The organism is Rugosimonospora africana (assembly GCF_016862975.1).
Classification (GTDB): domain Bacteria; phylum Actinomycetota; class Actinomycetes; order Mycobacteriales; family Micromonosporaceae; genus Rugosimonospora; species Rugosimonospora africana.
Genome location: NZ_BONZ01000057.1, coordinates 59,302 through 83,442 on the forward strand (window position 1 = coordinate 59,302; position 24,141 = coordinate 83,442).

Below are 24,141 nucleotides of genomic sequence, written 5' to 3' on the forward strand. Positions count from 1 at the left end.
CCGACAACGACAGGAAGGGTCGTCACCGCATGCCCCTGCTCATCGACACCTCACCGCTCCGGGAAAGTCCCCAGTTCCGTCGCCTGTGGACCGGGTACGCGGTCAATCAGCTGGGTTCGCAGCTCACCGTCGTGGCCGTCGCCTACCAGATCTACCGGCTCACCGGATCCAGCCTCGACGTCGGCCTGATCAGCCTCGCCCAGATCATCCCGGCCATCATCGGGCCGATCCTCGGTGGTTCGATCGCGGACGCGATCGACCGCAGGACCGTGCTGTTCTACACGAACGTCGGCGGCGCGGTGTGCACCCTGGCGCTCGCGGTCAACGCCAGCCTGCCGCACCCTGCGATCTGGCCGCTGTACGTGCTGGCCGCATTGGCCGCGGGATTCGCCGGCGCCGACAATCCGACCCGTACCGCCATGATGATCTCACTGGTCGACCGCAACTCCATCGTCGCCGCCAACGCGTTGCGTACCCTGCTGCAGCAGATCGCCTACGTGATCGGGCCGGCGACCGGCGGTCTGCTGCTCGCGGCCTTCGGCATCGGTACGGTCTTCTGGGTCGACGTGGCCACGTTCGCTGTGGCTCTGGTCGCTGTCGCGAGCCTCGAACCGCATCCGCCGCACGGCGGGGGTACCCGGTTCGGCCTGCAGTCCGTGCTGGACGGGTTCCGCTTCCTGCGCAATCGCCAGGCGATCCAGGGATGCTTTGTGGCGGACCTCAACGCGACGATCCTCGGCATGCCCAGCTCCCTGTTTCCGGCGCTCGGAGTGCAGTTCTTCCACGGTGGGGCGGATGCCGTCGGTTACCTCTATGCCGCGCCGGGTGCGGGCGCGTTCCTCGGCGCGCTGTTCAGCGGCTGGATTCCCCGCATCCATCGGCAGGGCCGGACCATCATCATCGCCATCGCGATCTGGGGTGTCGCCATCGCCGCGTTCGGGTTCGTTCACGTGTTGTGGCTGGGCCTGATCCTGCTCGCGGTGGCCGGCGGTGCCGATGTGGTGTCGGCGGTCGGCCGCAGCTCGATCCTGCAACAGGAGGTCACCGACGGGCTTCGCGGAAGGCTCGCGTCCATCCAGACCGCCGTGGTACAGGTCGGTCCGCGGTTGGGCAACGGTGAGGCCGGCCTGGCCGCCTCGCTCGGCGGCGCGCAGTTCTCCGTCGTCTCGGGCGGCATCGGTTGCGTGGTGGGCATTGCCATCATCACGGTTCTGATGCCCCGCTTCGCCAGGTACGTGAAACCCGTCGTGGAGGATCGGGTCGCCGCCGACGTGGTATAGGCGGTGTCCTGCCGATCGTTCGGCGCGAATTCCTTGTCCTCACAGGGGGTCTGGTCTACAGTTACTCGAAACACATCGGCTATAGGATGCAGAATACACAGCGCCAGCGCACGGCGGCGCGGCCCGGGGCCTCGGGTGTGGGGCGGCACGACGCGCCAGTGCAGATTCTCACCAGACCCGCGGCGCCGCGCCGTCAAGGCACTCCGGCGCCGGGGCGTGGCCGTACCCACCCACCACGCTAGATCTGTCCACTCGTGAGATGAGGATCGGTGTGAAGCGGACTTCAGGTGCAACTATCACGGCGACCGCGTCTGAACAGCTGGTCCTCGACCGGGTCGGCATCAGCTATCCGGCGCGGGACGCCGGCCCCGACTTCGTCGCGGTCAAGGAAGCTTCGTTCACTGTGGACCCGAGCGAGTTCACCTGTGTCGTCGGCCCATCGGGCTGCGGCAAGTCGACTCTGCTGATGGCCGCGGCCGGGCTCATTCCGGTGTCCGGGGGCGAGATCCTGGTCGGCGACACCGTGGTGCGTGCGCCGGGCGTGGACCGGGCGGTCGTCTTCCAGGCCGCGTCGCTGCTTCCCTGGCGTACGGTCCTCGGCAACGTCGCGTACGGCCTGGAAATCCGCCACCGCAAGGATGCCCGCTCCCGGGCGCGCGAAATGATAGAGCTGGTCGGGCTCGACGGTGCCGCCACGAAGTATCCCCACGAGCTGTCCGGTGGGATGCAGCAGCGGGCGAACCTGGCCCGGGCGCTCGCCGCCGATCCCCGCCTGCTGCTGATGGACGAGCCGTTCGCCGCGCTCGACGCGCAGACCCGCGAGCTGATGCAGACCGAGTTGTTGCGGGTGTGGAGCGAGATGCGCAAGACGGTCCTCTTCATCACCCATCAGATCGAGGAGGCGGTGTACCTGGGCGACCAGGTCGTCGTCCTTTCCAAGGGACCGGAGACCGTGGTGCGGGAGATCCTGCGGGTGGACTTCGCCCGCCCGCGCGACGAAAGCATCAAGCGCACACCGGCGTTCATGGAACTGGTCGACCACATCTGGCAGCTGATCCGCAACGGCTGAGACGCGTCCGGCTGGCCGTGCCGCGTCGAGCGCGGCCGGGCCGCGGAGAGCAGGCGTCCCAAGGCACAGGCGCGGCTCGGCCACGGTACACCCGTCGGGGAAAGCGTGGCGCGGGCCGTTCGCCGGGACCGGTTGCCGGAAAGGCGCGGACCGGTCGCCGGGCGGCGCGGCAGATCCCCTCCACCAACGTTGAGCTGTCGGCTAGGAAAGGACATCGCAGGGACATGAGACCTTCAACGCGACGCAGCAGACTCGCGGCCCGGCCGCTGGAGAAGTCCATTGTGGCCGGGGCGGCCGTGATCGCGCTGACGTTGACCGGCGCGGCGTGCTCGTCGTCGGCCAGCGGCGGGGACGGCGGTTCGACGCCGACCATCACGGTCGGCGTGTCCGGCGCGACCGGGAACACCGCGCCGATTTTCGTCGGCGTCGACGCCGGGGTGTTCAAGAAGTACGGGTTGAACGTCGAGGTGAAGGTGCTGACCCCGACCGCCTCCTCGGCCGCGGTCTCCAGCGGCACGGTCGACATCGGCGGGGACGGGCCGAACATGGTCGCCGCGGTGCTGGCTTCGAAGAACGGAGCGAAAGTCATCTTCACCAACGGCATCACCGCCTTCTACCTCGCGACGACACCGTCGATCACCGACATCGAGGGTCTGAAGGGCAAGACTCTCGCGACCACGACGCCCGGTGGCGGTGCCGACACCGCGGCGCGGACCGCGATGACCGCACACCATCTGGTACCCGACAAGGACGTCAAGGTTATCTACGTGAGCCAGAACACCGCGGCTCTGGCGTCCCTGCAGGCCGGCAAGGTACAGGCCGCGGTGGTCTCGCCGCCGACGACGATCCAGGCGGAGAACCAGTTCCATCTCAAGACCATCGACATCGGGGACTACGTGTTGCCGTCGGTGTATGCGGTCAGCGGTGGGTTCGCGGCCAAGCATCCCGACCTGGTGACCAAGTTCATCGAGGGCTACATGGCCGCGACGCAGCTCGCGAAGACCGACAAGGCAGCGTCGGAGGCCGCCTTCAAGAAGTACCTCGGCCTCAAGGATCAGGCGCAGCTCGACGGCACCTGGGAAGAGTACAAGGACCGCTGGGCGGCGTCGCCGTTCCCCAGCGAGGACCTGAAGGACCTGCTGGGTGGCCTCAAGCCGCCGAGCACCGTCGATCCGGCCAGCCTGATGGACAACTCCTACATCCAGAAGATCGACCAGTCCAAGTGGGTCGTGCCGTCGGGCTTCCCGACCAGTTGACGCCCCGTCGACCCGAAGACTCCACCGACCGCAGAGAGGACCTGATGTGAGCGCCGCGACAGTGGACACGAACCTTCTGGAGCACGGGTACGGCTGGCGGGCCCGGATCGGCTTCCTGAGCCCGGGCATCGTCGACGAATCCCTCAGCCGGCAGTTCTACCGCATGGCACCGCCCGGGGTGACGATGGTCCGGACCAGCCTGAGCGTCACCCAGATCACCACGGACCAGATGTGGAGCGCCATCGACCGCGCCGAGGGCGCGGCACGCGAACTGGCGAAGGAAAAGCCCGACTGCATCCTCGTCGGCGGCTCGCCCACCGTCGTGGTCGGCGGATTCGGTTCGGACAAGGAACTGGCCGCCAAGGTGGAGGCGGCCAGCGGGATCCAGACCTCGACGGCTCAGACGGCCGCGGTCGAGGCGCTGCGCGAGCTCGGGGCCAGCTCGGTCGCTCTCGCCACACCGTTCCCGGACCCGTTCAACGACCAGTTGGTCGACTTCCTGCAGAAGTCGGGCTTCGTCGTCGGCAGCATGTGCCACCTCGAGCTGGACTACCGGCGCCTGACGGCGGCACCGTTGCGGCTCGGGTACGAGCTGGCCAAGAAGACCTACCAGCAGGCGGGCAACGTGGACGCCATCTACTTCCCGGGCGCGCCGTTCCCGGTGGTGGACCTGATCGAGCCTCTGGAACAAGAGCTGGGCGTCGGGGTCATCTCCAGCATGCAGTGCACGCTGTGGAAGGGCATGCGGATGGCCGGTGTGAAGGACGTGCGGGTCGAGGGATTCGGCAAACTGCTGCGGCGTTAGGCATCCGCGGGTCGGCCGCATGCGGGTGGCCTCACGCGGGTCCGACCCGCGGCGGCCGCCCGCCCGCGCCCCAGAGGGCGCGGTGACAGGCGCGCCTCCGAGCGACGGGAAAAGACAACGTTTGGGCCGGAAGAGTAGTCAGTTCGTCGAGGAACAGGGATTCGAGGCGGGACACAGGGATGGCCAGTACACGTTCCATCGAGACCGGAAAGAGCACGCGTTCGTCGCCACGGCCACGGGCGCGCAAGCCGTCCGGCGGGTTGCGCCGATCGGCTGTGCGCCGCGAGCGCATCCTGTTCGGCACCCTGGGCGCCGTCGTCGTCCTCGCGGCGTGGGAGATCTGCGCGGACCTCGGCGTGGTGAACCCGACGTTCTCCAGCAAGCCGAGCGAGGTGGCGCACGCGCTCTACGAGTACTTCCAGGGCGACGGCCTCGCCGCGCTGAAGACCAGTGCCATCGAGTTCGGGCTCGGGTTTGGCCTCGCACTCGTGGTCGGCCTGCTGGCCGGCGTGGTGATGGGTCGGTGGCGGCGGGTCGAGTACACGCTCGATCCGTTGGTCAACTTCTCGAACTCCACGCCGCGCATCGCCCTCGTCCCACTGTTCGTCATCTGGTTCGGCATCGGCATGACGTCGAAGGTCGCGATCATCTTCCTGTCCGCAGTCCTGCCGATCCTGATGAACACCGTTTCCGGGGTACAGGCGGCGGATGCCAACCTGTTGCGGGTGGCCCGGTCGTTCTGCGCCGGTGAGTTGCAGACGTTCCGGACGGTTATCGTGCCCGGCGCGGTGCCCTATGTGGTCACCGGCATCAGGTTGGGTATCGGCCACGGACTCGTCGGAATGATCGTCGCCGAGCTGGTGTCGTCCACCGCCGGACTCGGATACACCATCGAGATCGCCGGAAACAATTTCCAGACCCCCGACATGTTCGCCGCGGTATTCGTGGTGGCGATGATCGGTGTCATCCTGACCAATGCGCTGAAGGGACTCGAAAGGTACCTCGACCGTTGGCGGCCGAAGGCGTGAACCGCCTCGCGCGTCAGCGACGTGCGAGCGAAGGGCCGATTGTTTCGGGGCAGGCATGCGATGCGCATGACCGCCCCGAACGGCATGAAACTCCTCGGGCGGACCGGTCGCTCATTCGAAAACGGATCGCAGCCGCGCGTGAGACTCGGCCACGTGCTCGTACATCAACCTCGCCGCCCGGTCCGCGAGCTTGTCCGCGACCGCCGAAACTATCGCGAAGTGATCCTGGCGCACCGACTTGGACGCCTCCTGATCCTTCACCATGATCATCCGATAGCGGTCGCTCATGTCCCACAGGGAATCCAGCGTGCCGATGAGAATGGGATTGCCGCACGCCGCGTAGACCGCGCGGTGCAGGTGACGATTCCAGTTGAGGTGGACGATCGGGTCCTGGCTGCGCGGGTGGTCGGCGGCCATGGCACGCAGCTGCTTGCTCTCTTCGACGGTGATGCGGTTGGCGGCGGCGGAAACCGCCGCGGGATCGAGCAGGAGCCTCATCTCGTACACGTTGAGCATCGTCTCGTACGACAGGGGCGCGACGGTGGCGACGCGATGCGCCCTGATCAGGACCAGCCCCTCGGACTCCAAGCGGCGCAACGCCTCGCGGACGGGAGTCGTCGACAGTCCCAGATCGGCGGCCAGTCCCTCCTGGTCGAGGTCGGCATCCGGGGCCAGCTCGCCGGTCAGAATCTGCTGCCGAATCCGGCTGTAGGCCAAATCGGCCTTGGTCATCGCGGCAAAGGACTGCTCACGGGACCCGTATGTGGAGAACTGGGCCGAATTGATGGTCACAGTGCGTTGCCCCCTACCGAAAGTCCCCAGTAGCGCAGCCAACGGACCCACCATGTAGTCCGTGCGTTACGGGCCTACCAACATGCGCCGAGCCGGTCCCGCCGACACCTTCGCGGCAGGGGATAGTAACCGGGAATTCCATAGGCTGGCAAATGTCTCGATCGTCGATTTCCCGAGATGCCAACCGCCATCGGGTGTGCCGTCCGGGTGCGACGATCCTCGACCTTTGCGCTGCCGTGGGACCGCCACATCATCCTTGACGACCCTTTACACAGATCATAGCCTATGTAACGGGCTCAATGGGCCCGGAGCGTCGTGCCTCGTGAGCTTCGTGCCTCCTCATCGTGGTGCCTCGCGAGTGTGGTGCCTCGTCATCGTGGTGCCTCGTCAGCACCTGGGGGTTGGAAGCATGGACACTGGTTCGGACGGCATCGCGCGGCGAGACTCGGTCAGCGACCCTCTCGGTCCCTTCGAAGCGGTCAGACAGCTGCATTACGACGCCCCGTTCCCGAGCCTCCTGCCGGTGCGCCAGCGCTTCGAGGCCCCAGCGGTCAAGGATGTCGCAGCCGCCACGATGGCGGCCCTGGAGCCGGTGCGGTCGAGGGTGTCCGCCGGCATGCGGGTCGCCATCACCGTCGGCAGCCGCGGGATAGCCGACAAGCCGGCCGTGGTCCGGGCCGCCGGGCAGTGGCTGCGGTCGACCGGCGCCGAGCCGTTCGCCGTAGCGGCGATGGGCTCGCACGGCGGGGCCACCGAGGCGGGCCAGCTCCAAGTGCTGACGGACCTGGGCATGACCGAGCAGAGCCTCGGGATGCCCATCCTGGCGACGATGGAGACGGTGAACCTCGGACCTGTTCCGGGTGGGCCGACGGCACACCTCGACCGGCACGCCCACGATGCCGACGCCATCCTGCTCGTCAACCGGGTCAAGGCGCACACCGACTTCAACGCCGACATCGAGAGCGGGCTGGCGAAGATTCTGGCCGTCGGGCTCGGTAAGCAGCGCGGCGCCGAGGGCATCCACGCGTACGGGCCGGCCAACCTCGGCCGGTGGATCCCGAGGGTCGCGCGCCGGATCATCGACCACGCCCCGGTTCTCGGCGGTCTCGCGATCGTCGAGAACGCCTATGACCGGGCGGCGCGGATCGCGTTCGTCGAGCCGGACGGCGTCGGTGCCGAGGCGGAGACGGCGCTGCTGGGCGAGGCCAGACGGATGATGGCGACGCTGCCGTTCGACGACATCGACGTGGCCGTCGTCCAGGCCATCGGCAAGGACAAGTCCGGCACCGGACTCGACACCAACGTGGTGGGCCGGATGATGATCCGGGGTACCGCGGAGTTCGAGCGCCCGAGGATCACCAACATCGTGGCCCTCGAAGTCAGCAAAGCCTCGCACGGCAACGCCCTGGGCGTCGGGTTGGCGGACTTCATCCCGCTCCGGCTCCTCGAGGGGATGGACCTGCGAACCATGTACGTCAACGCGATGACGTCCGGCCTGGGCGGTCCGCAGCGCTGCCAGATTCCGATGGCGATGCCGACCGACCGGGATGCGATCGCGGCCGCCATCCTCACCTGCGGCCGGCCGGCTCCGGACGTCCGCGTCGTGCAGATGCGCAACACGCTCGAACTGGAGCACCTGCTGGTGTCGGAGTCGCTGCGAGCCGAGGTCGAGCGCGACCCGCGGCTCGAACTGCTGGGTGACCCGTCACCGATGGCGTTCGACACGCGGGGCCGGCTGGAGACCTGGCTCTGACCCGGTCCCGGGCGCCGGCGATGGGAAGGCGACGCCCGGGAAGGCTCAGAAGGACTTGGGGCGGACCAGCCGGATCCCGCCCTCGACCGGGATGTCGACGCCGGTGATGTAGCCGGCCAGTGACGAGCTGAGGAACAGGATCGCGCCGACGTAGTCCTGCAGCCGTCCGCGGCGGCCCAGCGGAATGGCGTTGGTGGGACCATTCACCTGCTCCTGCGGCGAACCCGCCGCCTCGTTGACATCGCGCAGCTTGGTCGGTGTCTGGCCGGGACTGACGCAGTTGACGGTGATCCCGCCGCCGGCGAGGTCGGCCGCCAACTGCTCGGTCAGGCTGATGACCGCGGCCTTGGAGACGCCGTACGCGACCCCGCCGCGGGTCACTCGCAGGGCGGCGATCGACGCCACGTTCACGATCCTGCCGTACCCGGCCGTGCGCATCCCGGGCGCGACTGCCTTGGCCGCCTCGTAGGCGGCGACGACGTTCACGTCGAAGAGCTTGCTGACCTCGTCGCGGGACACGGCGGTGATGTCGTTGTGCGGGGCGCCGATCGCGGCGGAGTTGACCAGCACCGTCGGTGTGCCGAGCCCGTCGCTGACCTGAGCCACCATCCGCTCCAGATCGCCCGGCTTGGCCAGGTCGGCGACACCCGGCAGCACGGGATGCTCCGCGTCGACCTTCTTGGCCAGTTCGGTGCTGCGCTCGAGGTCCCGCGTCACCAACGCGACCTTCGCGCCCATGGCGGCCAGCGCGCGTACCGTCTCGCCGCCGATCGCGCCGCCCCCGCCGAGCACGATCGCCACGGTCGAGCCGTCGATGCCGGGCAGAGACAGGGTGCGCCAGTCGATGTCGTTCATGCCAGAAGTCACGACTCTCCCACCGGGGTTCGTAGGGCGCTACCCGGCCGGTGCGGACGGGCGCTGGACGAGATGCCTATACCCTACAGGCGATCCAGTCGCGTCGACAGTGTTGAGAGTCCTGCAGCCTATAGCGTAGTGTCGGCCAATATCTGGGCGGCCCCTGTCCGCCGCGTGCTTCCCCCTACCGAGTAGGAGTGGTGTCATGGGCGCACTTTCCCTGAGCGTCGCGCTGTCGGCCAATCCGATGACGGCCCCGATCCACTCCGGGCTGGTGAACCCGGAGGGCATCGACTGGACCGTGAGCGCGGTCCACCCGTCGGAGATGTTCTGGCGGCAGCTGAAATACGCCGAGTTCGACATCTCCGAGATGTCGCTGTCGTCCATGACGATCGCGGCGTCGCAAGGGACTCGGGACTGGGTCGCCATCCCGGTCTTCACCACCCGGCGGTTCTTCCACACCGCGGTCGTGGTGCGCGACGGGGCCGGCATCGACAGCCCCGCCGACCTGATCGGCAAGCGGGTCGGCGTGCCGGAGTACCAGCAGACGGCGGCCGTGTGGACGCGCGGCGCGCTGCTGCACGAGTTCGGCGTCGCACCGCAGCAGTTGACCTGGTTCATGGAGAGGCCGCCGGAGCTGAGTCACGGCGGTGCCACCGCGTTCACTCCGCCCGACGGGGTGAGGCTGAGCTACATCCCCGGCGAGACCAACGTGGGCGAGATGCTTCGCGCCGGAGAACTCGACGCGGCGGTCGTTTACATCGCGCACCGCAACCTGGTCGACCGCTCGCGCAGCGACGCGGGTGCCATCGCCGGGGTCCGCACGCTGTTCCGCGACCCGCGGGCCGAGGGGATCCGGTACTACAGCAAGACCGGCCTGCTGCCGGTGAACCATGTCGTCGTCGCGCGCGCCAGCCTGCTGGAGAAGCACCCGTGGGTGGCGCTGAACGTCTACTCCGCGTTCCTGGAGGCCAAGCGGCTGGCCACCGAGCCGGCGCTGGAGGTGCTGCAGCCGTGGGAGCAGCTCGGCGTCCTGCCCGCCGACGTCGCCGCCGACATCCGTGCCGCGGATCCGCTGCCGTACGGGATCGGGGCGCAGGGCGCGGTGCTGGAGACGCTCGCGGAGTACCTCGTCGAGCAGGGACTGGCCAAGCGGCGAGTGGACATCAAGGACCTGTTCGCGCCGAGCACGCTGGCGCTGTGAGTGCCGGCTGTGAGTGCCGGCTGTGAGTGCCGGCTGTGAAAGCCAGCTGTGCGCCGGCTTTGAGTCACCTGTGAGCCGGCTCTGAACCGGCTGCGATCCTGAGCAGACGCCCGCCCGGTGGCGAGGGAATCTCGTGACCGGGCGGGCATTCGGCGTCAGTGGCGATGGCGGCGCCGGGTGGCGGTGCGTTGCCGACCAGTCTGGCTCGGCGCGTCTGACGCCGCGCGACGACCCGGACCAGTCGTCCTCAGGCGCGGAGTTCGGCGGTGATGCGCGAGCGCCACGGGGCGATCCGGCTCGGCCGGTTGGCGCACAGCACGCCGACCAGCCGCCCCTCGGTGCGGTACGAGATGACGAACTGCCGGTCGCCGGGCTGGCCCTCCTCGAACGCGATGTCCTCGCCGAGCGCACCGATGAACTGCAGCTTCCAGTCGTACTGGTCGGTCCAGAAGTAGGGCAGCACCTCGTACGGGGTGACCGTTCCGGGGCCGCCCAGCGCCGCCACGAGGTTGCGGCCGGCGAGCTGCGCCTGTGTGACGGCGTTCGTCCAGTGCTCGACGCGCATCATCCGGCCGAACAGCGGGTGGTACCAACGCGCCACGTCTCCGGCGGCGACCACCCGCCGATCCCCGCCGACCGCGAAGCACTCGCTGTCGCAGGCGACACCGTCGGCCAGCTCCAGGCCGCTGCCCTCAAGCCACCGCGTCTCCGGGGCGGCACCGATGGCCACCACGACGACATCGGCCTCCACCACCTCGTCGTGGTCCAGCAGCACACCGTCGGCGACGTGTTCGCCCCGCAGGCCCAGCACCTCCCGGTGCAACAGCAGCCGGACGCCGTGCTCCCGGTGCAGATCCGCGAGCAGCGGGGCCGCCGAAGGCCCGAGGATGCGCAGCATCGGCTGGCTGAAGACGTCGATCATCGTGACCTTGAGGTCCAGTTGCCGGCAGGTGGCCGCGATCTCGCAGCCGAGCACCCCGGCACCGATCACCGCCACCCGTACGCCCGGGGTCAGCACCGCGTTCAGCGCGGCCGCGTCCTCGACGGTGCGCAGCACGTGTACGTTGGCCCGGCCCTGCGTACCCGGCAACCGGCGCACCGTCGCACCCGTGGCGACCATCAGCCCGTCGTAGTCGAGTACCGAGCCATCGTCGAGCGACACCCGGCGCGCGTCGAGGTCGAGCCCAGTCGCCTCGCGTCCGAGCCGTAGATCGACCTCCAGGTTGCCGTCGACCCGCACCACGTCGGGCGTGCGGCCGGTCCGCAGCACCGCCTTGGACAGCGGGGGACGGTCGATCGGCGGGTAGTGCTTCTCCACACCGACGAGCGAGACGGTACCGGCGAATCCGGTGCGCTGGATCGCCTCGACTCCGCGGACTCCGGCCAGCGATGAACCGACGACCACGATGTGGGCCTTGGACATGTGCTGCCTCCGCTCCTTGAGATCGTCCTACAGGTCGTGGTCGCGCAGCCAGCCGGCGTACTGCCGGATGCCGGCCTCGATGTCGTAGCGCGGAACGATGCCGAACTCGTCGCGGGCGCGGCTGATGTCCAGGTAGCCGTCGGCGTTTTCCCGGGTTCCGGTGTGGCGCAGCTCGTCCGGCAGGACCGCGCCCGGCACTGCGGCGGCGACCGCGGAGAACAGCGTGTCGGCGGAGACGGAGGTTCCGCCGCTGACGTTGTAGATGCGATGTGCGGTGTGTTCCGCCCGGTGGATGGTGGCGACGGCGCGGGCGCAGTCGTCGACGTGGCACAGGTCCATCCCGCCGAGCAGTTGCTGGGGCGTCCAGGTGACCGACTTGCCGTCCGGGAGCGCTCCGCGGACCGCGAGATGGGTGAGCCGCCCGACGGCGTTGGCGAGCGAGTGGTAGAGCGGACCGTACGTGAGGCCGATGCGCAGCAGCCGCAGGTCCATCCCGGTGCGGTCGGCGTAGTGCAGCGCCAGGATCTCCTCCGCCTTCTTCATCGCGCTGGTGGCGCTGGACGACTCGACCGGCAGGGCACGGTCCTCGGCGAACGGGCCGCCGTCGAGCCCCGCGTAGACGGCCAGCGAACTGGCCACGCTGACCCGTTCGATCCCGGCGTTGTGCGCGGACTCCAGCACATTCATCAGGCCCTGGACGTTGGCCAACGACTCCTCGGCCGGTGGCATCGCGCCGAGCGCCGGTACGGCGAGGTGGACGATGCTCGCCGGCCGGTACTCGGCGAGGGCGCGGGGGATCGAGTAGGGGTTCACGACGTCGAGCTGGACGGTGGCGACCTTCGCGCCGATCAGCGCCCGCAGTTCGCCGGGGCTGCGCAGCGTCCGGTTGTAGCCGAGGACAACCTCGTCCGTGCGGGCAAGCTCCCGCGCCGTCGAGATACCGATGAAGCCCATCCCGCCGGTAATCAAGATCATTTGAACTCCTCGGGCGTCAAACTTCGCCAGGCATTGCCTGCAGCCTATAGTTTGGACCGGGGAGCCGGAACACCTCGATCGAAACATCTGGGCCGGATCTCGGCGACCGGCCACCGGTGGTGGCGATGCGGGCGGTGGTGGCGCAGCCGCCCACGGATGCCACACACGCCGCTCGTCCACCGGGCACAGTGCGATCGACGATTCCGGATGGCGAAGGAGCGTCCGCGACGGTCGCGGAAGCCTTACGGGTCTTGACAGTCCAGCTAAAATCGCTTTCTATAAGCTACATCTTGCAGGTCCTACAACGAGGCGCTGACGCGGAGTCAGACGGAGGGCACGCGTCGCAGGTGATAGCGCCAAGCCCCTGGGTCGGATGAAGCCCCGGAGTTCTCCCCGGGCCGGGTGGGCCCCGGTCGACGTTGCGGCGAAAGGACATGTGCATGGCGGAGCACGAAGTTGCCGAGGTTCGCGCGACCGGACGGACGCCCGAAACCGTGACCGCCGAGATCGGTGAGATCCTGAAGACGCGGTCGGCTGAAGGCTGGGATTTGCAGCATGTGCAGCCCATCATCTACAACTCGTCGACCACGGGATACCTGATCCTGTTCTTCAAGCGCGAGGCCGTCGGTGACTGAGGCGCGCACCGACCCGCAGGTCGAGCGGCTTCGCCTTCTGGACAGTTGCGTGGTGTCCGACGCCCTCGACGCGCTGGGAATCGACGGCGCGATCCAGGGTCTCGCGCCACGCTGGGAGGGCGCCCGCGCGGTGGGCCGGGCCGTCACCATGCAACTCGCGCCGGGCCCGGCGCCCGAGGATCGGCCGAAGGTTCATCTCGGCGTGCGGGCTATCGCCAGCGCCCGACCTGGCGACGTGATCGTGGTGGCCAACGGAGGGCGCACCGGCATGGGTAGTTGGGGCGGCCTGCTGTCGGTCGGCGCGATCGCCGCCGGTGTCGTCGGCGTCGTCACCGATGGCGCGTGCCGCGACGTCGACGAGGCCCGCGAGCTCCGCTTCCCGGTCTTCGCCCGGGGCAGCGCCGCCCGGACCGCCCGTGGCCGGGTGCACGAGACGTCGTGCGGCGAGCCGGTGGTCGTCGGCTCGGTACGGGTGAGCACGGGCGACCTGGTCCTCGCCGACGGGACGGGAGTGGTGGTGATCGCGGCCGAGCGCGCCGAGGACGTGCTGGGCAGGGCCGAGGAAATCATGGCCAAGGAGAGCGCGATGGTCGAGGAGATCCGGGCGGGCGCGACGCTGTCCAGCGTGCTCGGCGTCCGCTACGAAGACATGCTCGTCAGGGCGACGGGAGAGAAGCGTGTTTGACGTGACGTCCGACGCGAAGCGTCAGACCGTCGACGGAGTGTCCGTTCAGGAGATCGCCGCCCTCGGCCCGGCCACCCTTCACGAGGCCGGCGGGCGGATCGGTGCGTTGCCCGCGGCCATCCGGCCGATGACGCCGTCGCCGTCGTTCGCCGGCCCGGCAGTCACCGTGTGCGGCCCACCCGCGGACAATCTCTGGCTGCACCGCGCGGTCTACCGGTGTGCGCCCGGCGACGTCCTGGTGGGCAGCTTCAGCGGTGCCTACGAGTGGGGTTACTGGGGCGAGGTGCTGTCCCGCGCGGCGAGCGAGCGCCAGATCGCCGCCGTCGTGCTTGACGGTTGCGTCCGGGACCTGGCCCGGATCGCCGAGGTCGGCATGCCGGTCTTCGGTCGCGGCTCCTCGATCCGCGGCACGGTGAAGCACGCCGACGGCGTCGGTGCGATCAACGAAGACGTCGTGATGGGCGAGATCGTCGTGCACCCGGGTGACTGGGTGGTGGGCGATGAGGACGGAGTCGTCGTCATTCCGCGTCACCAACTGGCCGAGGTCGTCGCGCAGGCGCGGCTGCGGGTGCAGAAGGAAGCGGATCTGATGCAGCAGCTGCGCGACGGCAAGCGCACCTTGGACCTGTACAACTTCCCGGCCTGAGCGCGCCGGCACGAACGGGTGCGGACAGCGCGCCACGGCCGGTGGCGAACAAGCAACCGACAGGTGAGGAGACAACGTGAATGTCGACATCGATCGCGAGTTGTGCCAGGGCCACGGGCAGTGCGGCGAGTCCGCGCCGAAGATTTTCGAAGTCCGCGACGACGGCCTGGCCTACCTCCTCGTGGACGCGATTCCGGCGGACCAGGAGCCCAACGTTCGCGACGCCGCCTCCCGCTGCCCGGTCGACGCGATCCGGCTGACCGACTAGGTCCTGTGCCTGAGCCCGAGACCCACCGGATCCGAGGAGAACGATGAGCCGACGCAAGACATTCGAGATTCCAGGAGTCGACCACGGTGCCGCGCCGATTCCGATGGCGGCGCAGGTGGGTGCCTTCTTCCACTCGTCCGGGATCCCGCCGACGGACCCGGCCACCGGCAGCATCCCGGAGGACGGACAGCGCCAGGTCGAACTGGTCTTCGGCAACGCCGCCGCGCTGCTGAACGTCGCCGGGCTCGGTCCCGCCGACATCGTCTATCTGGACGTCTACCTGGCCGACAACACACTGCGCCCGGCCGTGAACAAGTACTGGCTGGAGTGGTTCCCGGACGAGCACGACCGCCCCGCGCGGCACGTGACGGTACGCCCGTTGCCGAACGGGATGCTCATCCAGCTTCAGGTTCAGGCCGTCGCCGAGTAGCGGCCACCGCTACCGGGCTCCGGCGGGACGAGCCCCGCCGCGGTCGGGCACCGGGCAAGACCCCCGGCACCCGGCCGCCCCTGCCCATCGACACTCGTTGCCCATCGAGGCCCGCTGCCTATAGACACTCGCTGCCCATCGACTCAGTCAACCGTGTCGGCGATGCCGACGATGCCTTCGGGAAAGGACGGTGAGACGACCCATGGCCCGTATCGTTCTCGGCATCGGCTCGTCGCACAGCCCGCAATTGAGCACCACCATCGACTGGTGGGAGGACCACGCCAACCGCGACCGGCGCAACCCCCAGCTTCTCGGCCGCGACGGCGAGCTGCACAGCTTCGATGACCTGCTGGCCGAGAAGTCGTGGAACATCGACGAGTCCCGGCTGACCCCGCAGGTCTGGACGGACCTGCACGGCCGCGCCCAGGACGCGATCGACCAGCTCGGCAAGGTCCTGCAGGAAACCGACCCGGACGTCGTGCTGGTCATCGGCGACGACCAGGAGGAGCTGTTCCGCGACGACGGGACACCGACCTTCGCGATTTACTGGGGCGACAGCATCGACGACTTCGCGCCCGACGACGAGGAGCAGGAGGCCATGGCGGCCGGCCTGCGCGCCGCGCTGTGGGCGCAGCACAACGACACCCGGGAGAGCTACCCGGTGCCGGGCAAGCTCGGACTGCACCTCATCGAGTCGCTGATGACCGATGAGTTCGACGTCGCCCAGCTGGTGACCCAGCGCGAGGGGCGCAGCGTCGGGCACGCGTTCACGTTCGCCCGGCGCCGGCTGATGGGGGAGAAGGTCATCCCGCTGCTGCCCATCCTCGTCAACACCTACTACCCGCCGAACCAGCCGTCGCCGCGCCGCTGCTACCTGCTCGGGCGGGCGCTGCGCCGGGCCATCGAGAGCTACCCCGAGGACATCAGGGTCGCGATCGTCGCCTCCGGCGGGCTGTCCCACTTCGTGGTGGACGAAGAGCTGGATCACCGGGTACTCGACGGGTTGAAGAACAACGACTTCGAGTCGCTGTCCACCATCCCGCGCCGCTACATGCGTTCCGGCACCTCGGAGAGCCTGAACTGGATCGCCGCCGGCGGCGCGCTGGAGGGACTGTCCATGGAACTGGTCGACTACGTCCCGGCCTACCGCTCCATCGCCGGTACCGGTGTGGGCATGGCATTCGCCGTCTGGCGCTGACCACCGTCGAACCCAACGGCGGCGCGCAAACGGCAGAGCGCAACGGCAGCAGACCGCAACGGCAGACCACAGCGGCAGACCGCAACGGCCCGATTCAAGGAGGAGTTCGGATGGGCAGAAACCGTTGGCGGGTCGGCGTGGACGTGGGCGGGACGTTCACCGACGTCGCCGTCCTCGACCGGCAGACCAGTCGGGTCGAGATACTCAAGGTCCCGACGACGCCGGCCGATCCGTCCATCGGCGTGCTCAACGGGATGTCCCGCGCGCAGGAGGTCGTCGAGGGCTTCGACATCGCCGACGTCGCCGACTTCCTGCACGGCACCACCATCACCACCAACGCGCTGATCCAGCGCACGTTCCGGCCGTGCGCGCTGCTCGTCACCGAGGGCATGCGCGGCAGCGTGTCGGTGCAGGACCAGCGCCGCGTCGGCAACACGTACGACCTGCGCTCCGGGCACCCGGACAGCCTGGTGGCCGACGACCACGTGTTCGAGGTACCCGAACGCATCGGCGCCGACGCCAAGGTCGTGCGGGACCTGGACCGTGGGGCCGTGGTCTCGATCGCGCGCCGGCTGCGCGAGCTCGACGTGCGGTCGGTCGCGGTCTGCCTGATCTTCTCGTTCGCGAACCCGGTCCACGAGCAGCAGGTGCGGGAGATCCTCGCGACCGAGCTGCCCGGGGCGCGGGTGAGCCTGTCCAGCGAGGTGCTGCCGCGCATCCGGGAATGGCCGCGCATCTCCACCATGCTGCTGGGCGCCAGCCTGGAGCCGCTGCTGATCGACTACATCACCTCGCTGGCGACCGGGCTGACCGGCCGTGGCCTGGCGTACGACCGGCTGTTCCTGATGGAGTCCAACGGCGGTCTGATGCCTTTCTCCGCGGTGATGGCCGGCGGCCGCGCGGTACACACCCTGCTGTCCGGCCCCGCGGCCGGCGTGCAGGCCGCCATCAGCATCGCCCGCTCGGCCGGCCGCCGCGACCTGCTCACCGTCGACGTCGGCGGGACCAGCGCGGACATCGCGTTCGTACGCCACGGCGAGGCGCTCGAGGTGACCGAGGGCGAACTGGTCGGCCACCAGATCTACGTACCGATGCTCGACCTCATGACGATCGGCGCGGGCGGCGGCACCCTGTCTCAGGCGACCACCACCGGCCGCCTGCTGGTCGGGCCGAACAGCGCGGGCGCCGATCCCGGCCCGGCCTGCTACGGCCGGGGCGGGCAGATCCCCACGACCACCGACGCCGATCTGGCGCTCGGCCTGCTCGATCCGGAGTACTACCTGGGCGGCCAGATGACCGTGCGGCAGAGCCTGGCCGTCGAGGCGATCACCCGGCACATCGCCGAACCGCTGGGCATCAGCCCGCAGGACGCCGCCGAGGCCACGCTCCAACTCAACGAGGTACACATGGCCGACGCCATCAAGGTGTTCGCCGCCAAGCGCGGCGTCGACCTCGGCGACGCCACCCTGGTCGCCTGCGGCGGCGCGGGTTCGCTGCACGCCTGCGGCGTCGCCACCGAACTCGGCGTACGGCAGGTGCTGGTGCCGCCGTTCCCCGGCGCGTTCTCGGCGGTCGGGCTGCTCACCACCGACGTCATCCAGGACTTCGTGCAGACCGACATCACGAAGCTGCGCGAGGGCGCTGGGCCGGCCATCCTCACCCAGTTCGCGGCGCTGGAGCAGCGCGCGGTGGCGTCGCTGTCCGAGCAGGGCTTCGACCGGGCCGAGATCGTCTGCCATCGCGAGCTGGACGCCCGTTATTCCGGGCAGGGATTCGAGCTGCGGCTGCAGCTGGCCGATGTCGCCGACCACGACGACCTGCCGGCCGGGCTCGCGGACCTGTTCCACACCGAGCACGCCCGCATCTACGGGCACGCCGCGCACGCCGAACTGGTCGAGGTGGTCAGCTACCGGATCCGCGCGGTCGTCGCGATGCCGACGTACACGATGACTCCGCTGCCGCCCGAGGCGATCGCCGACGAGGCGCCCCGACCGCCGCGCCGGGTCTACCACCGGGGCGGCTGGATCGACGCCGCCGTGGTGCGCCGGGCCGCGCTGGCCCCCGGGTCGCGGCTGCCTGGACCGGTGCTCATCGAGCAGCCGGACACCACGGCCTTCGCTCCGCCCGGCTGGACGGTGCGCATCGACGCGTACGGGAATCTTTTGCTCAGCAACGAAGGGACTCAGTGATGACAACGGCTACGGTGCTCGCGGCGGAGCTGGCCCGCAGCCGGCTGAACGCGACCATCGGGGAGCTGACCCAGTTGCTGTACCGTTCGGCCTACTCCACGCTCATGCGGGAGTCCCGGGACTGCAGCATCTCCCTGCTCTCCGACCGGGGCGAAGCGCTGGTCGACCGGCCCGGCCCGTTCCACGGTTCGAGCTACAACTACCTGGTCAAGCGCGTCCTCGAGCGCTACGACGACCTGGCGCCCGGCGACGTCTTCATGACCAACCACCCGTACGACGCGGGAATCCCGCACACGCCGGACCTGGCGGTCGTCGTGCCCGCGTTCGTCGGCGACACGCTCGTCGGGTTCAGCGCGTCGATCGCGCACAAGTCCGACTTCGGCGGCTCGGTGATCGGCAGCGCCTCGATGGACGCGACGCAGCTCTACCAGGAGGGGCTGCTGCTGCCGCTGACCCGGGTCGCCCGCGGCTCGGCGGAGGCGGAGCTGGACCCGGGCGTCATGGGCATCATCGCCGCCAACGTACGCACGCCGGACCTGTTCTTCGGGGACATGCGCGCGCAGTTGGGCGTCACCCGGGTGGGCGCCGCGCGCCTGTCCGCGCTCGCCGAGCGTACCGGCGTCGAGGTGCTGCGCGGCTGCTTCGCCATGCTGCTCGACCAGGGCGAGCGCGCGTTGCGCGACGTGATCGCCGGCTGGCCGGACGGCGAGGCGACGGTCACCGGTTTCCTCGACAGCGACGGCATCCGCCTCGACACTCCGGTGAAAATCGCGGTGACCGTGCGCATCGCCGGCGACAGCGTGGAGTTCGACCTGACCGGCAGCGACGACCAGACGCTCGGCCCGGTCAACATGACCAAGATGTACGCCGACTCCGCGGTCTTCTACGCGGTGATCTCCTGCGCCGCCCCGGACTTCGGGTTCAGCGACAGCGTCCGCCGCGTGGTGACCATCAAGCGCCGCCCGGGCAGCCTCTTCGACCCGAACACGCTGGCCCCGGTGGGAGCCGCGACGTCGATGCAGCACCGGCTCGTCGACCTGTGCTTCGAGGCGCTGGGCATGCTGGTACCCGGCGCCGGATCCGCGCACAGCGGCGGCAGCGGCGGCACGGTCGGCATCGAATGGGCCTCCGCGGAGCAGCGCGGCCGCAGCTTCCAGTACGAGGTGCTGGGTACCGCGATGGGCGCGGTGCACGACAGTGACGGGGTCTCCGGCGTCACCGCGTACTACACGAACCTCGGCATCACCCCGGTCGAGGTGCTGGAAAGCCAGTACCCGGTGCGCATCAACCGGTTCGAGCTGATCACCGACTCCGCCGGAGCCGGGCGCTACCGCGGTGGGCTCAGCTACCGGCGGGAGTACGAGGCGCTGGCGCCCGCGTCGGTAAGACGGCGCTCCGAACGCGGTCGCTTCCCGGCGCGCGGGGTCGCCGGTGGGCACGACGGCTCGCTGGCCACGGTGAGCATCCGCCGCTCGGACGGCACCGTCGAGCGGTTGCCGGTGGCCGGGCGCTACGAACTGCACCCGCACGACCTGCTCACCATCGAGGGCTCCGGGGCCGGCGGGTACGGCGACCCGCGGGAGCGCCCGGCCGACGTGGTGCTCGCGGACGTACGGGCCGGAGCGGTGAGCGTCCAGGCGGCCGCGGCGGAGTACGGCGTGGTCATCGACGAGCGCATCGAACTCGACGAGGCGGGCACCAGGCTGGCCCGGCAGGAGGCACGCCGATGACTCAGCCGACGCCGACCCCGCCGACGCCGACGCCGACGCCGACGACCCCGACGCGGACGACTCCGCCGACGACCCTGCCGGCGACGACACTGGCCGCGGTGATGACCGGCAGACGCCGTATGGAGTTGCGGGAGCTTCCGGTGCCACCGGTCAATCCCGAGGACGGACTGCTCGCCGTCGAGGCGGCCGGGGTGTGCGGAGCCGACGTCGGGTTCTACGGCCAGGACCTGAGCCCGCGGGTACTCGGCCACGAGAACGTCGGCATCGTCGCCGCGGCCGGGCGCATCGCGCAGGACCGCTGGGGCGTGCGGGAGGGCGACCGGGTCGCGATCGAGGAGTACCTGCCGTGCGGCCACTGCGACTTCTGCCGCTCCGGGGAGTACCGGTCGTGCCTGGAGTCCGACGCTTCGGCCAACCCGGACGCGCTGCGCTTCGGCAGCACCCCGCTGACCACGGCACCGGCGCTCTGGGGCGGGTACAGCCAGTACCTGTACCTGCACGCGCGCAGCGTGCTGCATCCGCTGCCGTCGAGCATCCCGGCGGTACAGGCAACGCTGGCGCTGCCGATCGGCAACGGGTACCAGTGGACGTATCTGGACGGCGGCGTCGGACCGGGCGACTGCGTGCTCATCTTCGGGCCCGGCCAGCAGGGCCTGGCCTGTGTCCTCGCGGCCCGCGAGGCCGGCGCCGGCCAGATCATCATCGTCGGGCTCGAACGGGACGCGGCGCGGCTGGCCGCGGCGACGAAGCTCGGCGCCCACCACACCCTGGTGGCCGGCGAGGATCTGCCGGAGCGCGTGCGAGCCATCGCCGGCCCGGCCGGAGTCGACGTCACGATCGACACGGCCGCCGGCAACGAACAGACCGTGGGGCAGGCGCTCGACCTGACCCGCAAGCGTGGCCGGCTGGTGTTCCCGGCGGCCACCAAACGCCCGCTGGCCGGCGTCGACTTCTTCAAGATCACACGCAAGCACCTGACGGTGAAGGGCGCCCGCGGCCACAGCTACGCCGCGGTCGAGTGGGCCATCGCGCTGATCGGCTCGCAGAGGTACCCGCTGGACCTGATGTGCTCGCTGGAGTGCGGCCTGGAGGACGCCGACCGGGCGGTGCGCGGCACGGCCGGCGAACTGGACATCCCGGTGATCCACGCGGCGGTGCTGCCGCAACCGCGCTAGGTCGGTGCCCGCGCCGCGCCAGGTAGAACGCCGGTTTCACATCTACGACGAGGGAGCTTTTCGTGTCCGAGGAGTTGTTCCAGGAGCCGACCGGCGACGTACGGGCGGGAACGATGAGGGTGAACCGGCTCCCGTCGGCGTACACCCGGTACATGGAGGGCGAGGGGATCCCGATCTACCGGGGCCCCGGCATCCACGACGTCCGCGAACTCGACCTCAAGCCGTGGGACCGGATGGGTGTCGGGTCGGCGTTCATCGACCTCGACAACACCACCGATCTGATCGGCCTGCAGGTCATCGAGATCCCGCCGGGCAAGGCCACCATCCCGATGCGGCACATGTTCGAGGAGAAGTACTGGGTCGTCGAGGGCGAGGGCACCACCGAGCTGTCGCTGCCCGACGGCTCCGGCCGGCAGCGCTTCGAGTGGCACAAGAACTCGCTGTTCGCCATCCCGCTCAACGCGCGGTTCCAGTTCGTCAACGCCCGCTCGACGCCGGCGTTGCTGCTGGCCGGCAACGCGGCGCCGCACATGATCAATTCGCTCGACGACCTGGACTTCGTCTTCGGGTGCGACTACCCGTTCCGTGGCCGTTACGACGGTTCGGCCGAGTTCTACAAGCCGAACACCGAGACGGTGCCGACCCCCGAGCTGGGCCGGGCCATGTGGCGCACGAACATCATCCCGGACATCGTCGACTGTGAGCTTCCGCTGGACAACCAGCGCTCGCCCGGCTACCGGCGCATCGAGCCCAACATGGCCGGCGGCTACTTCTGGTGCTTCATCGGCCAGCACGTCCCCGGCCGGTACTCCAAGGCGCACGCGCACAAGTCCGGCGCGGTCATCATGTGCCTGCGCGGCTCCGGGTACACCTTCAACTGGCCCAGCGAGATCGGCCCCACGCCGTGGAAGGACGGCAAGGGCGACCAGGTCGAACGGGTCGACTACGTGCAGGGTGGCATCGTCGCGGCGGCACCGGGCGGCGGCAACTGGTACCACCAGCACTTCGGGTCCACCGGCACCGCCGAGCCGCTGCGCCAGCTGTTCTGGTACGGCGGCCCGCCCGGCACCCAGTACGCCGAGTTCGGCCGTACCAACAAGACGAACACCTGGACCAACGCCGACATCGAAGAGGGCGGTCGCAGCATCAGCTACCGCACCGAGGACCCCTACGTGCGCCGGGAGTTCGAACGGATGATCACCGGCAACGGCGGGAAGTCCACGATGAATCCCGACCTCTACAAGTGACGCGGGCGATGGCGATCGGCGTGAAGGTGGTGGGCGTGAAGTGGTGGGCGTGAACCAGCCGGAAGTCAACATCGAGTCCGAGGAGCGGGTCGAGCTTCTCAGCGTGGGCGTGGACATCGGGTCGGCGACTTCGCACATGGTCTTCTCGAAGATCACCGTCGAGAAGGTCGGTACCCGGTACGTCACGGTCGGGCGGGACGCGCTGTACGAGTCGCCGATCATCCTGACGCCGTACGACGGCCCCGACCTGATCGACCCGGTGGCGATGTCGGCCTACGTCGACGCCCAGTTCGCCGCCGCCGGGATGAGCCGCGACGACGTGGACACCGGCGCGCTGATCCTCACCGGCGTCGCGCTGGACCGCGCCAACTCCCGGACCATCGGCGAGGTGTTCGCCCGCGAGGCCGGCAAGATGGTCGCGGTCAGCGCCGGCGACAACATGGAGTGTGTCCTCGCGGCAAAGGGCTCGGGCGCGCTGGAGCGCAGCGAGACCCTGGACGGCGACCTGCTGCACATCGACATCGGCGGTGGCACCGCGAAGCTCGTGCTCTGCCGGCGGGGATCGCCGGTGGCGCACCTCGCGGTGGACGTCGGCGCCCGCCTGATCGTGACCGACGGCGAGGGCGTGATCGTCCGGCTGGAGGAGGCCGGCGCGCGGGTCGGCCGTACCCTGGGTCGCCCGTTCGCGATCGGTACCCGGATCACCGACGAGGACAAGGCCCGGGTGGCCGGGTACCTGGCCGACGAGTTGCTGGGAGCGGCCCGGGTCACCGGCGACGGAACGGGCGCACTGCTGCGCGGCGAGCCGCTTCCGCCGTTCACCCCCTCGGCGATCTCGTTCTCCGGTGGCGTGTCGGAGTACATCTACCGCAGGCAGGAGCAGACCTTCGACGACCTCGGCCCGTTCCTCGCCGAGGCCATCCGGGACCGGATCGACCGCACCGGGCTGGAACTCGTCGAGAACGTGAACGCCGGGATCCGCGCGACCGTGCTGGGCGCCTCGCAGTACACGGTGCAGCTCAGCGGCAGCACCATCTACGTCTCCGACCCGGACGGCCTGCCGGTGCGCAACATTCAGGTGGTGGCGCCTCCGTTCGACATGGCGAACCTGTCCGCGGAGGGCGTGGCCGAGGTGCTGCGCCGGTCGTTGACACAGTTCGACCTCACCGACGCGAAGCAGCCGGTGGCCGTCTCGTACCTCTGGGACGGCCTGGCCACCTACGACCGGATCGACGCGTTCTGCCACGGGATCGCGATGGGAATGGCCGCTCGCACCCAGGATTCGGACTCCGCGGTCGTGTTGGTCAGCGAAGACGACATCGGGCGCCTGATCGGCAGCCACCTGGCCACCGAACGGCTCGACGGGCGGGCCGTCGTCTCGGTGGACTGCGTCGAGACCGGCGACTTCGCGTTCGTCGACATCGGCCGGCCGGTCACCGGTTCGGCGTCGGTGCCCGTCGTCATCAAGAGCCTGATCTTCCCGACGGGTTCGAACTGA

General features: G+C 69.5%; 22 protein-coding genes. 18 read left to right on the forward strand and 4 right to left on the reverse strand.

Annotation, left to right across the window (positions count from 1 at the left end; all coding sequences use genetic code 11):
* Nucleotides 1-29: 29 nt before the first annotated feature.
* The 5 genes from Raf01_RS29485 to Raf01_RS29505 all read left to right on the forward strand — a co-directional run bounded on the left by Raf01_RS29485 (nucleotide 30) and on the right by Raf01_RS29505 (nucleotide 5,438).
* Nucleotides 30-1,280 (forward strand): MFS transporter, encoded by a 1,251-nt coding sequence (locus tag Raf01_RS29485; protein ID WP_203921315.1) that lies wholly within the window; start codon nucleotides 30-32, stop codon nucleotides 1,278-1,280.
* A 271-nt stretch (nucleotides 1,281-1,551) separates the two neighbouring features.
* Nucleotides 1,552-2,349 (forward strand): ABC transporter ATP-binding protein, encoded by a 798-nt coding sequence (locus Raf01_RS29490; RefSeq protein WP_239134021.1) that lies wholly within the window; start codon nucleotides 1,552-1,554, stop codon nucleotides 2,347-2,349.
* Nucleotides 2,350-2,573: 224 nt separating this feature from the next.
* Nucleotides 2,574-3,605 (forward strand): ABC transporter substrate-binding protein, encoded by a 1,032-nt coding sequence (locus Raf01_RS29495; RefSeq protein WP_203921317.1) that lies wholly within the window; start codon nucleotides 2,574-2,576, stop codon nucleotides 3,603-3,605.
* Nucleotides 3,606-3,651: 46 nt separating this feature from the next.
* Nucleotides 3,652-4,410, forward strand: a complete 759-nt coding sequence (locus Raf01_RS29500; RefSeq protein WP_203921318.1) for a maleate cis-trans isomerase family protein — start codon at nucleotides 3,652-3,654, stop codon at nucleotides 4,408-4,410.
* A 179-nt stretch (nucleotides 4,411-4,589) separates the two neighbouring features.
* Nucleotides 4,590-5,438 carry an ABC transporter permease gene (locus Raf01_RS29505; RefSeq protein WP_203921319.1) on the forward strand — a complete coding sequence of 283 codons (849 nt, stop codon included), beginning with the start codon at nucleotides 4,590-4,592 and terminating at the stop codon, nucleotides 5,436-5,438.
* Nucleotides 5,439-5,549: 111 nt separating this feature from the next.
* On the opposite strand, the gene Raf01_RS29510 is transcribed toward Raf01_RS29505, so the two are convergent.
* Nucleotides 5,550-6,170 (reverse strand): GntR family transcriptional regulator, encoded by a 621-nt coding sequence (locus Raf01_RS29510; protein WP_203921320.1) that lies wholly within the window; start codon nucleotides 6,168-6,170, stop codon nucleotides 5,550-5,552.
* Between the two features lie 469 nt (nucleotides 6,171-6,639).
* On the opposite strand from Raf01_RS29510, the gene Raf01_RS29515 reads away from it, so the two are divergent.
* Nucleotides 6,640-7,983, forward strand: coding sequence for a nickel pincer cofactor-dependent isomerase, group 22 (locus Raf01_RS29515; RefSeq protein ID WP_203921321.1), 1,344 nt, complete (start codon nucleotides 6,640-6,642; stop codon nucleotides 7,981-7,983).
* 45 nt (nucleotides 7,984-8,028) lie between these two features.
* Here Raf01_RS29515 and Raf01_RS29520 read toward each other — a convergent pair whose 3' ends face one another.
* Nucleotides 8,029-8,850: an SDR family NAD(P)-dependent oxidoreductase gene (locus tag Raf01_RS29520; RefSeq protein WP_203921322.1), complete on the reverse strand. Its 822-nt coding sequence runs from the start codon at nucleotides 8,848-8,850 to the stop codon at nucleotides 8,029-8,031.
* 193 nt (nucleotides 8,851-9,043) lie between these two features.
* Here Raf01_RS29520 and Raf01_RS29525 point away from each other — a divergent pair, with 193 nt between their 5' ends.
* Nucleotides 9,044-10,042 carry an ABC transporter substrate-binding protein gene (locus tag Raf01_RS29525; RefSeq protein ID WP_203921323.1) on the forward strand — a complete coding sequence of 333 codons (999 nt, stop codon included), beginning with the start codon at nucleotides 9,044-9,046 and terminating at the stop codon, nucleotides 10,040-10,042.
* Between the two features lie 247 nt (nucleotides 10,043-10,289).
* Here the strand turns inward: Raf01_RS29525 and Raf01_RS29530 are convergent, their stop codons facing one another.
* Together Raf01_RS29530 and Raf01_RS29535 are read right to left on the reverse strand one after the other, a co-directional pair.
* On the reverse strand, nucleotides 10,290-11,465 hold the full coding sequence (locus Raf01_RS29530) for an NAD(P)/FAD-dependent oxidoreductase (protein WP_203921324.1): 1,176 nt from the start codon (nucleotides 11,463-11,465) through the stop codon (nucleotides 10,290-10,292).
* 27 nt (nucleotides 11,466-11,492) lie between these two features.
* A complete protein-coding gene (locus Raf01_RS29535; RefSeq protein ID WP_203921325.1) occupies nucleotides 11,493-12,440 on the reverse strand; it encodes an NAD-dependent epimerase/dehydratase family protein in 948 nt (315 codons plus the stop codon).
* 440 nt (nucleotides 12,441-12,880) lie between these two features.
* On the opposite strand from Raf01_RS29535, the gene Raf01_RS29540 reads away from it, so the two are divergent.
* The 11 genes from Raf01_RS29540 to Raf01_RS29590 all read left to right on the forward strand — a co-directional run bounded on the left by Raf01_RS29540 (nucleotide 12,881) and on the right by Raf01_RS29590 (nucleotide 24,141).
* Entirely contained in the window at nucleotides 12,881-13,075 is a 195-nt protein-coding gene (locus Raf01_RS29540) for a hypothetical protein (RefSeq protein ID WP_203921326.1), read from the forward strand.
* Complete coding sequence (locus tag Raf01_RS29545; RefSeq protein ID WP_203921327.1) at nucleotides 13,068-13,760, forward strand: RraA family protein; 693 nt, start codon at nucleotides 13,068-13,070, stop codon at nucleotides 13,758-13,760. The genes Raf01_RS29540 and Raf01_RS29545 overlap by 8 nt, the downstream gene beginning before the upstream one ends.
* The gene (locus tag Raf01_RS29550) at nucleotides 13,753-14,406 is read left to right on the forward strand and encodes an RraA family protein (RefSeq protein ID WP_203921328.1); all 654 of its coding nucleotides are present in this window, start codon (nucleotides 13,753-13,755) and stop codon (nucleotides 14,404-14,406) included. The genes Raf01_RS29545 and Raf01_RS29550 overlap by 8 nt, the downstream gene beginning before the upstream one ends.
* 76 nt (nucleotides 14,407-14,482) lie before the next feature.
* Nucleotides 14,483-14,674 (forward strand): ferredoxin, encoded by a 192-nt coding sequence (locus Raf01_RS29555; RefSeq protein WP_203921329.1) that lies wholly within the window; start codon nucleotides 14,483-14,485, stop codon nucleotides 14,672-14,674.
* 43 nt (nucleotides 14,675-14,717) lie between these two features.
* Nucleotides 14,718-15,104, forward strand: coding sequence for a RidA family protein (locus Raf01_RS29560; protein WP_203921330.1), 387 nt, complete (start codon nucleotides 14,718-14,720; stop codon nucleotides 15,102-15,104).
* A gap of 202 nt (nucleotides 15,105-15,306) precedes the next feature.
* Nucleotides 15,307-16,302 carry a DODA-type extradiol aromatic ring-opening family dioxygenase gene (locus Raf01_RS29565; RefSeq protein ID WP_203921331.1) on the forward strand — a complete coding sequence of 332 codons (996 nt, stop codon included), beginning with the start codon at nucleotides 15,307-15,309 and terminating at the stop codon, nucleotides 16,300-16,302.
* Nucleotides 16,303-16,412: 110 nt separating this feature from the next.
* A complete protein-coding gene (locus Raf01_RS29570) occupies nucleotides 16,413-18,491 on the forward strand; it encodes a hydantoinase/oxoprolinase family protein (RefSeq protein WP_203921332.1) in 2,079 nt (692 codons plus the stop codon).
* Nucleotides 18,491-20,221 (forward strand): hydantoinase B/oxoprolinase family protein, encoded by a 1,731-nt coding sequence (locus Raf01_RS29575; RefSeq protein WP_203921333.1) that lies wholly within the window; start codon nucleotides 18,491-18,493, stop codon nucleotides 20,219-20,221. The genes Raf01_RS29570 and Raf01_RS29575 overlap by 1 nt, the downstream gene beginning before the upstream one ends.
* Nucleotides 20,218-21,396, forward strand: a complete 1,179-nt coding sequence (locus Raf01_RS29580; protein WP_203921334.1) for a zinc-dependent alcohol dehydrogenase — start codon at nucleotides 20,218-20,220, stop codon at nucleotides 21,394-21,396. The genes Raf01_RS29575 and Raf01_RS29580 overlap by 4 nt, the downstream gene beginning before the upstream one ends.
* A 62-nt stretch (nucleotides 21,397-21,458) precedes the next feature.
* Nucleotides 21,459-22,643, forward strand: a complete 1,185-nt coding sequence (locus Raf01_RS29585; RefSeq protein ID WP_203921335.1) for a cupin domain-containing protein — start codon at nucleotides 21,459-21,461, stop codon at nucleotides 22,641-22,643.
* Nucleotides 22,644-22,692: 49 nt separating this feature from the next.
* A complete protein-coding gene (locus tag Raf01_RS29590; RefSeq protein WP_203921336.1) occupies nucleotides 22,693-24,141 on the forward strand; it encodes an ethanolamine ammonia-lyase reactivating factor EutA in 1,449 nt (482 codons plus the stop codon).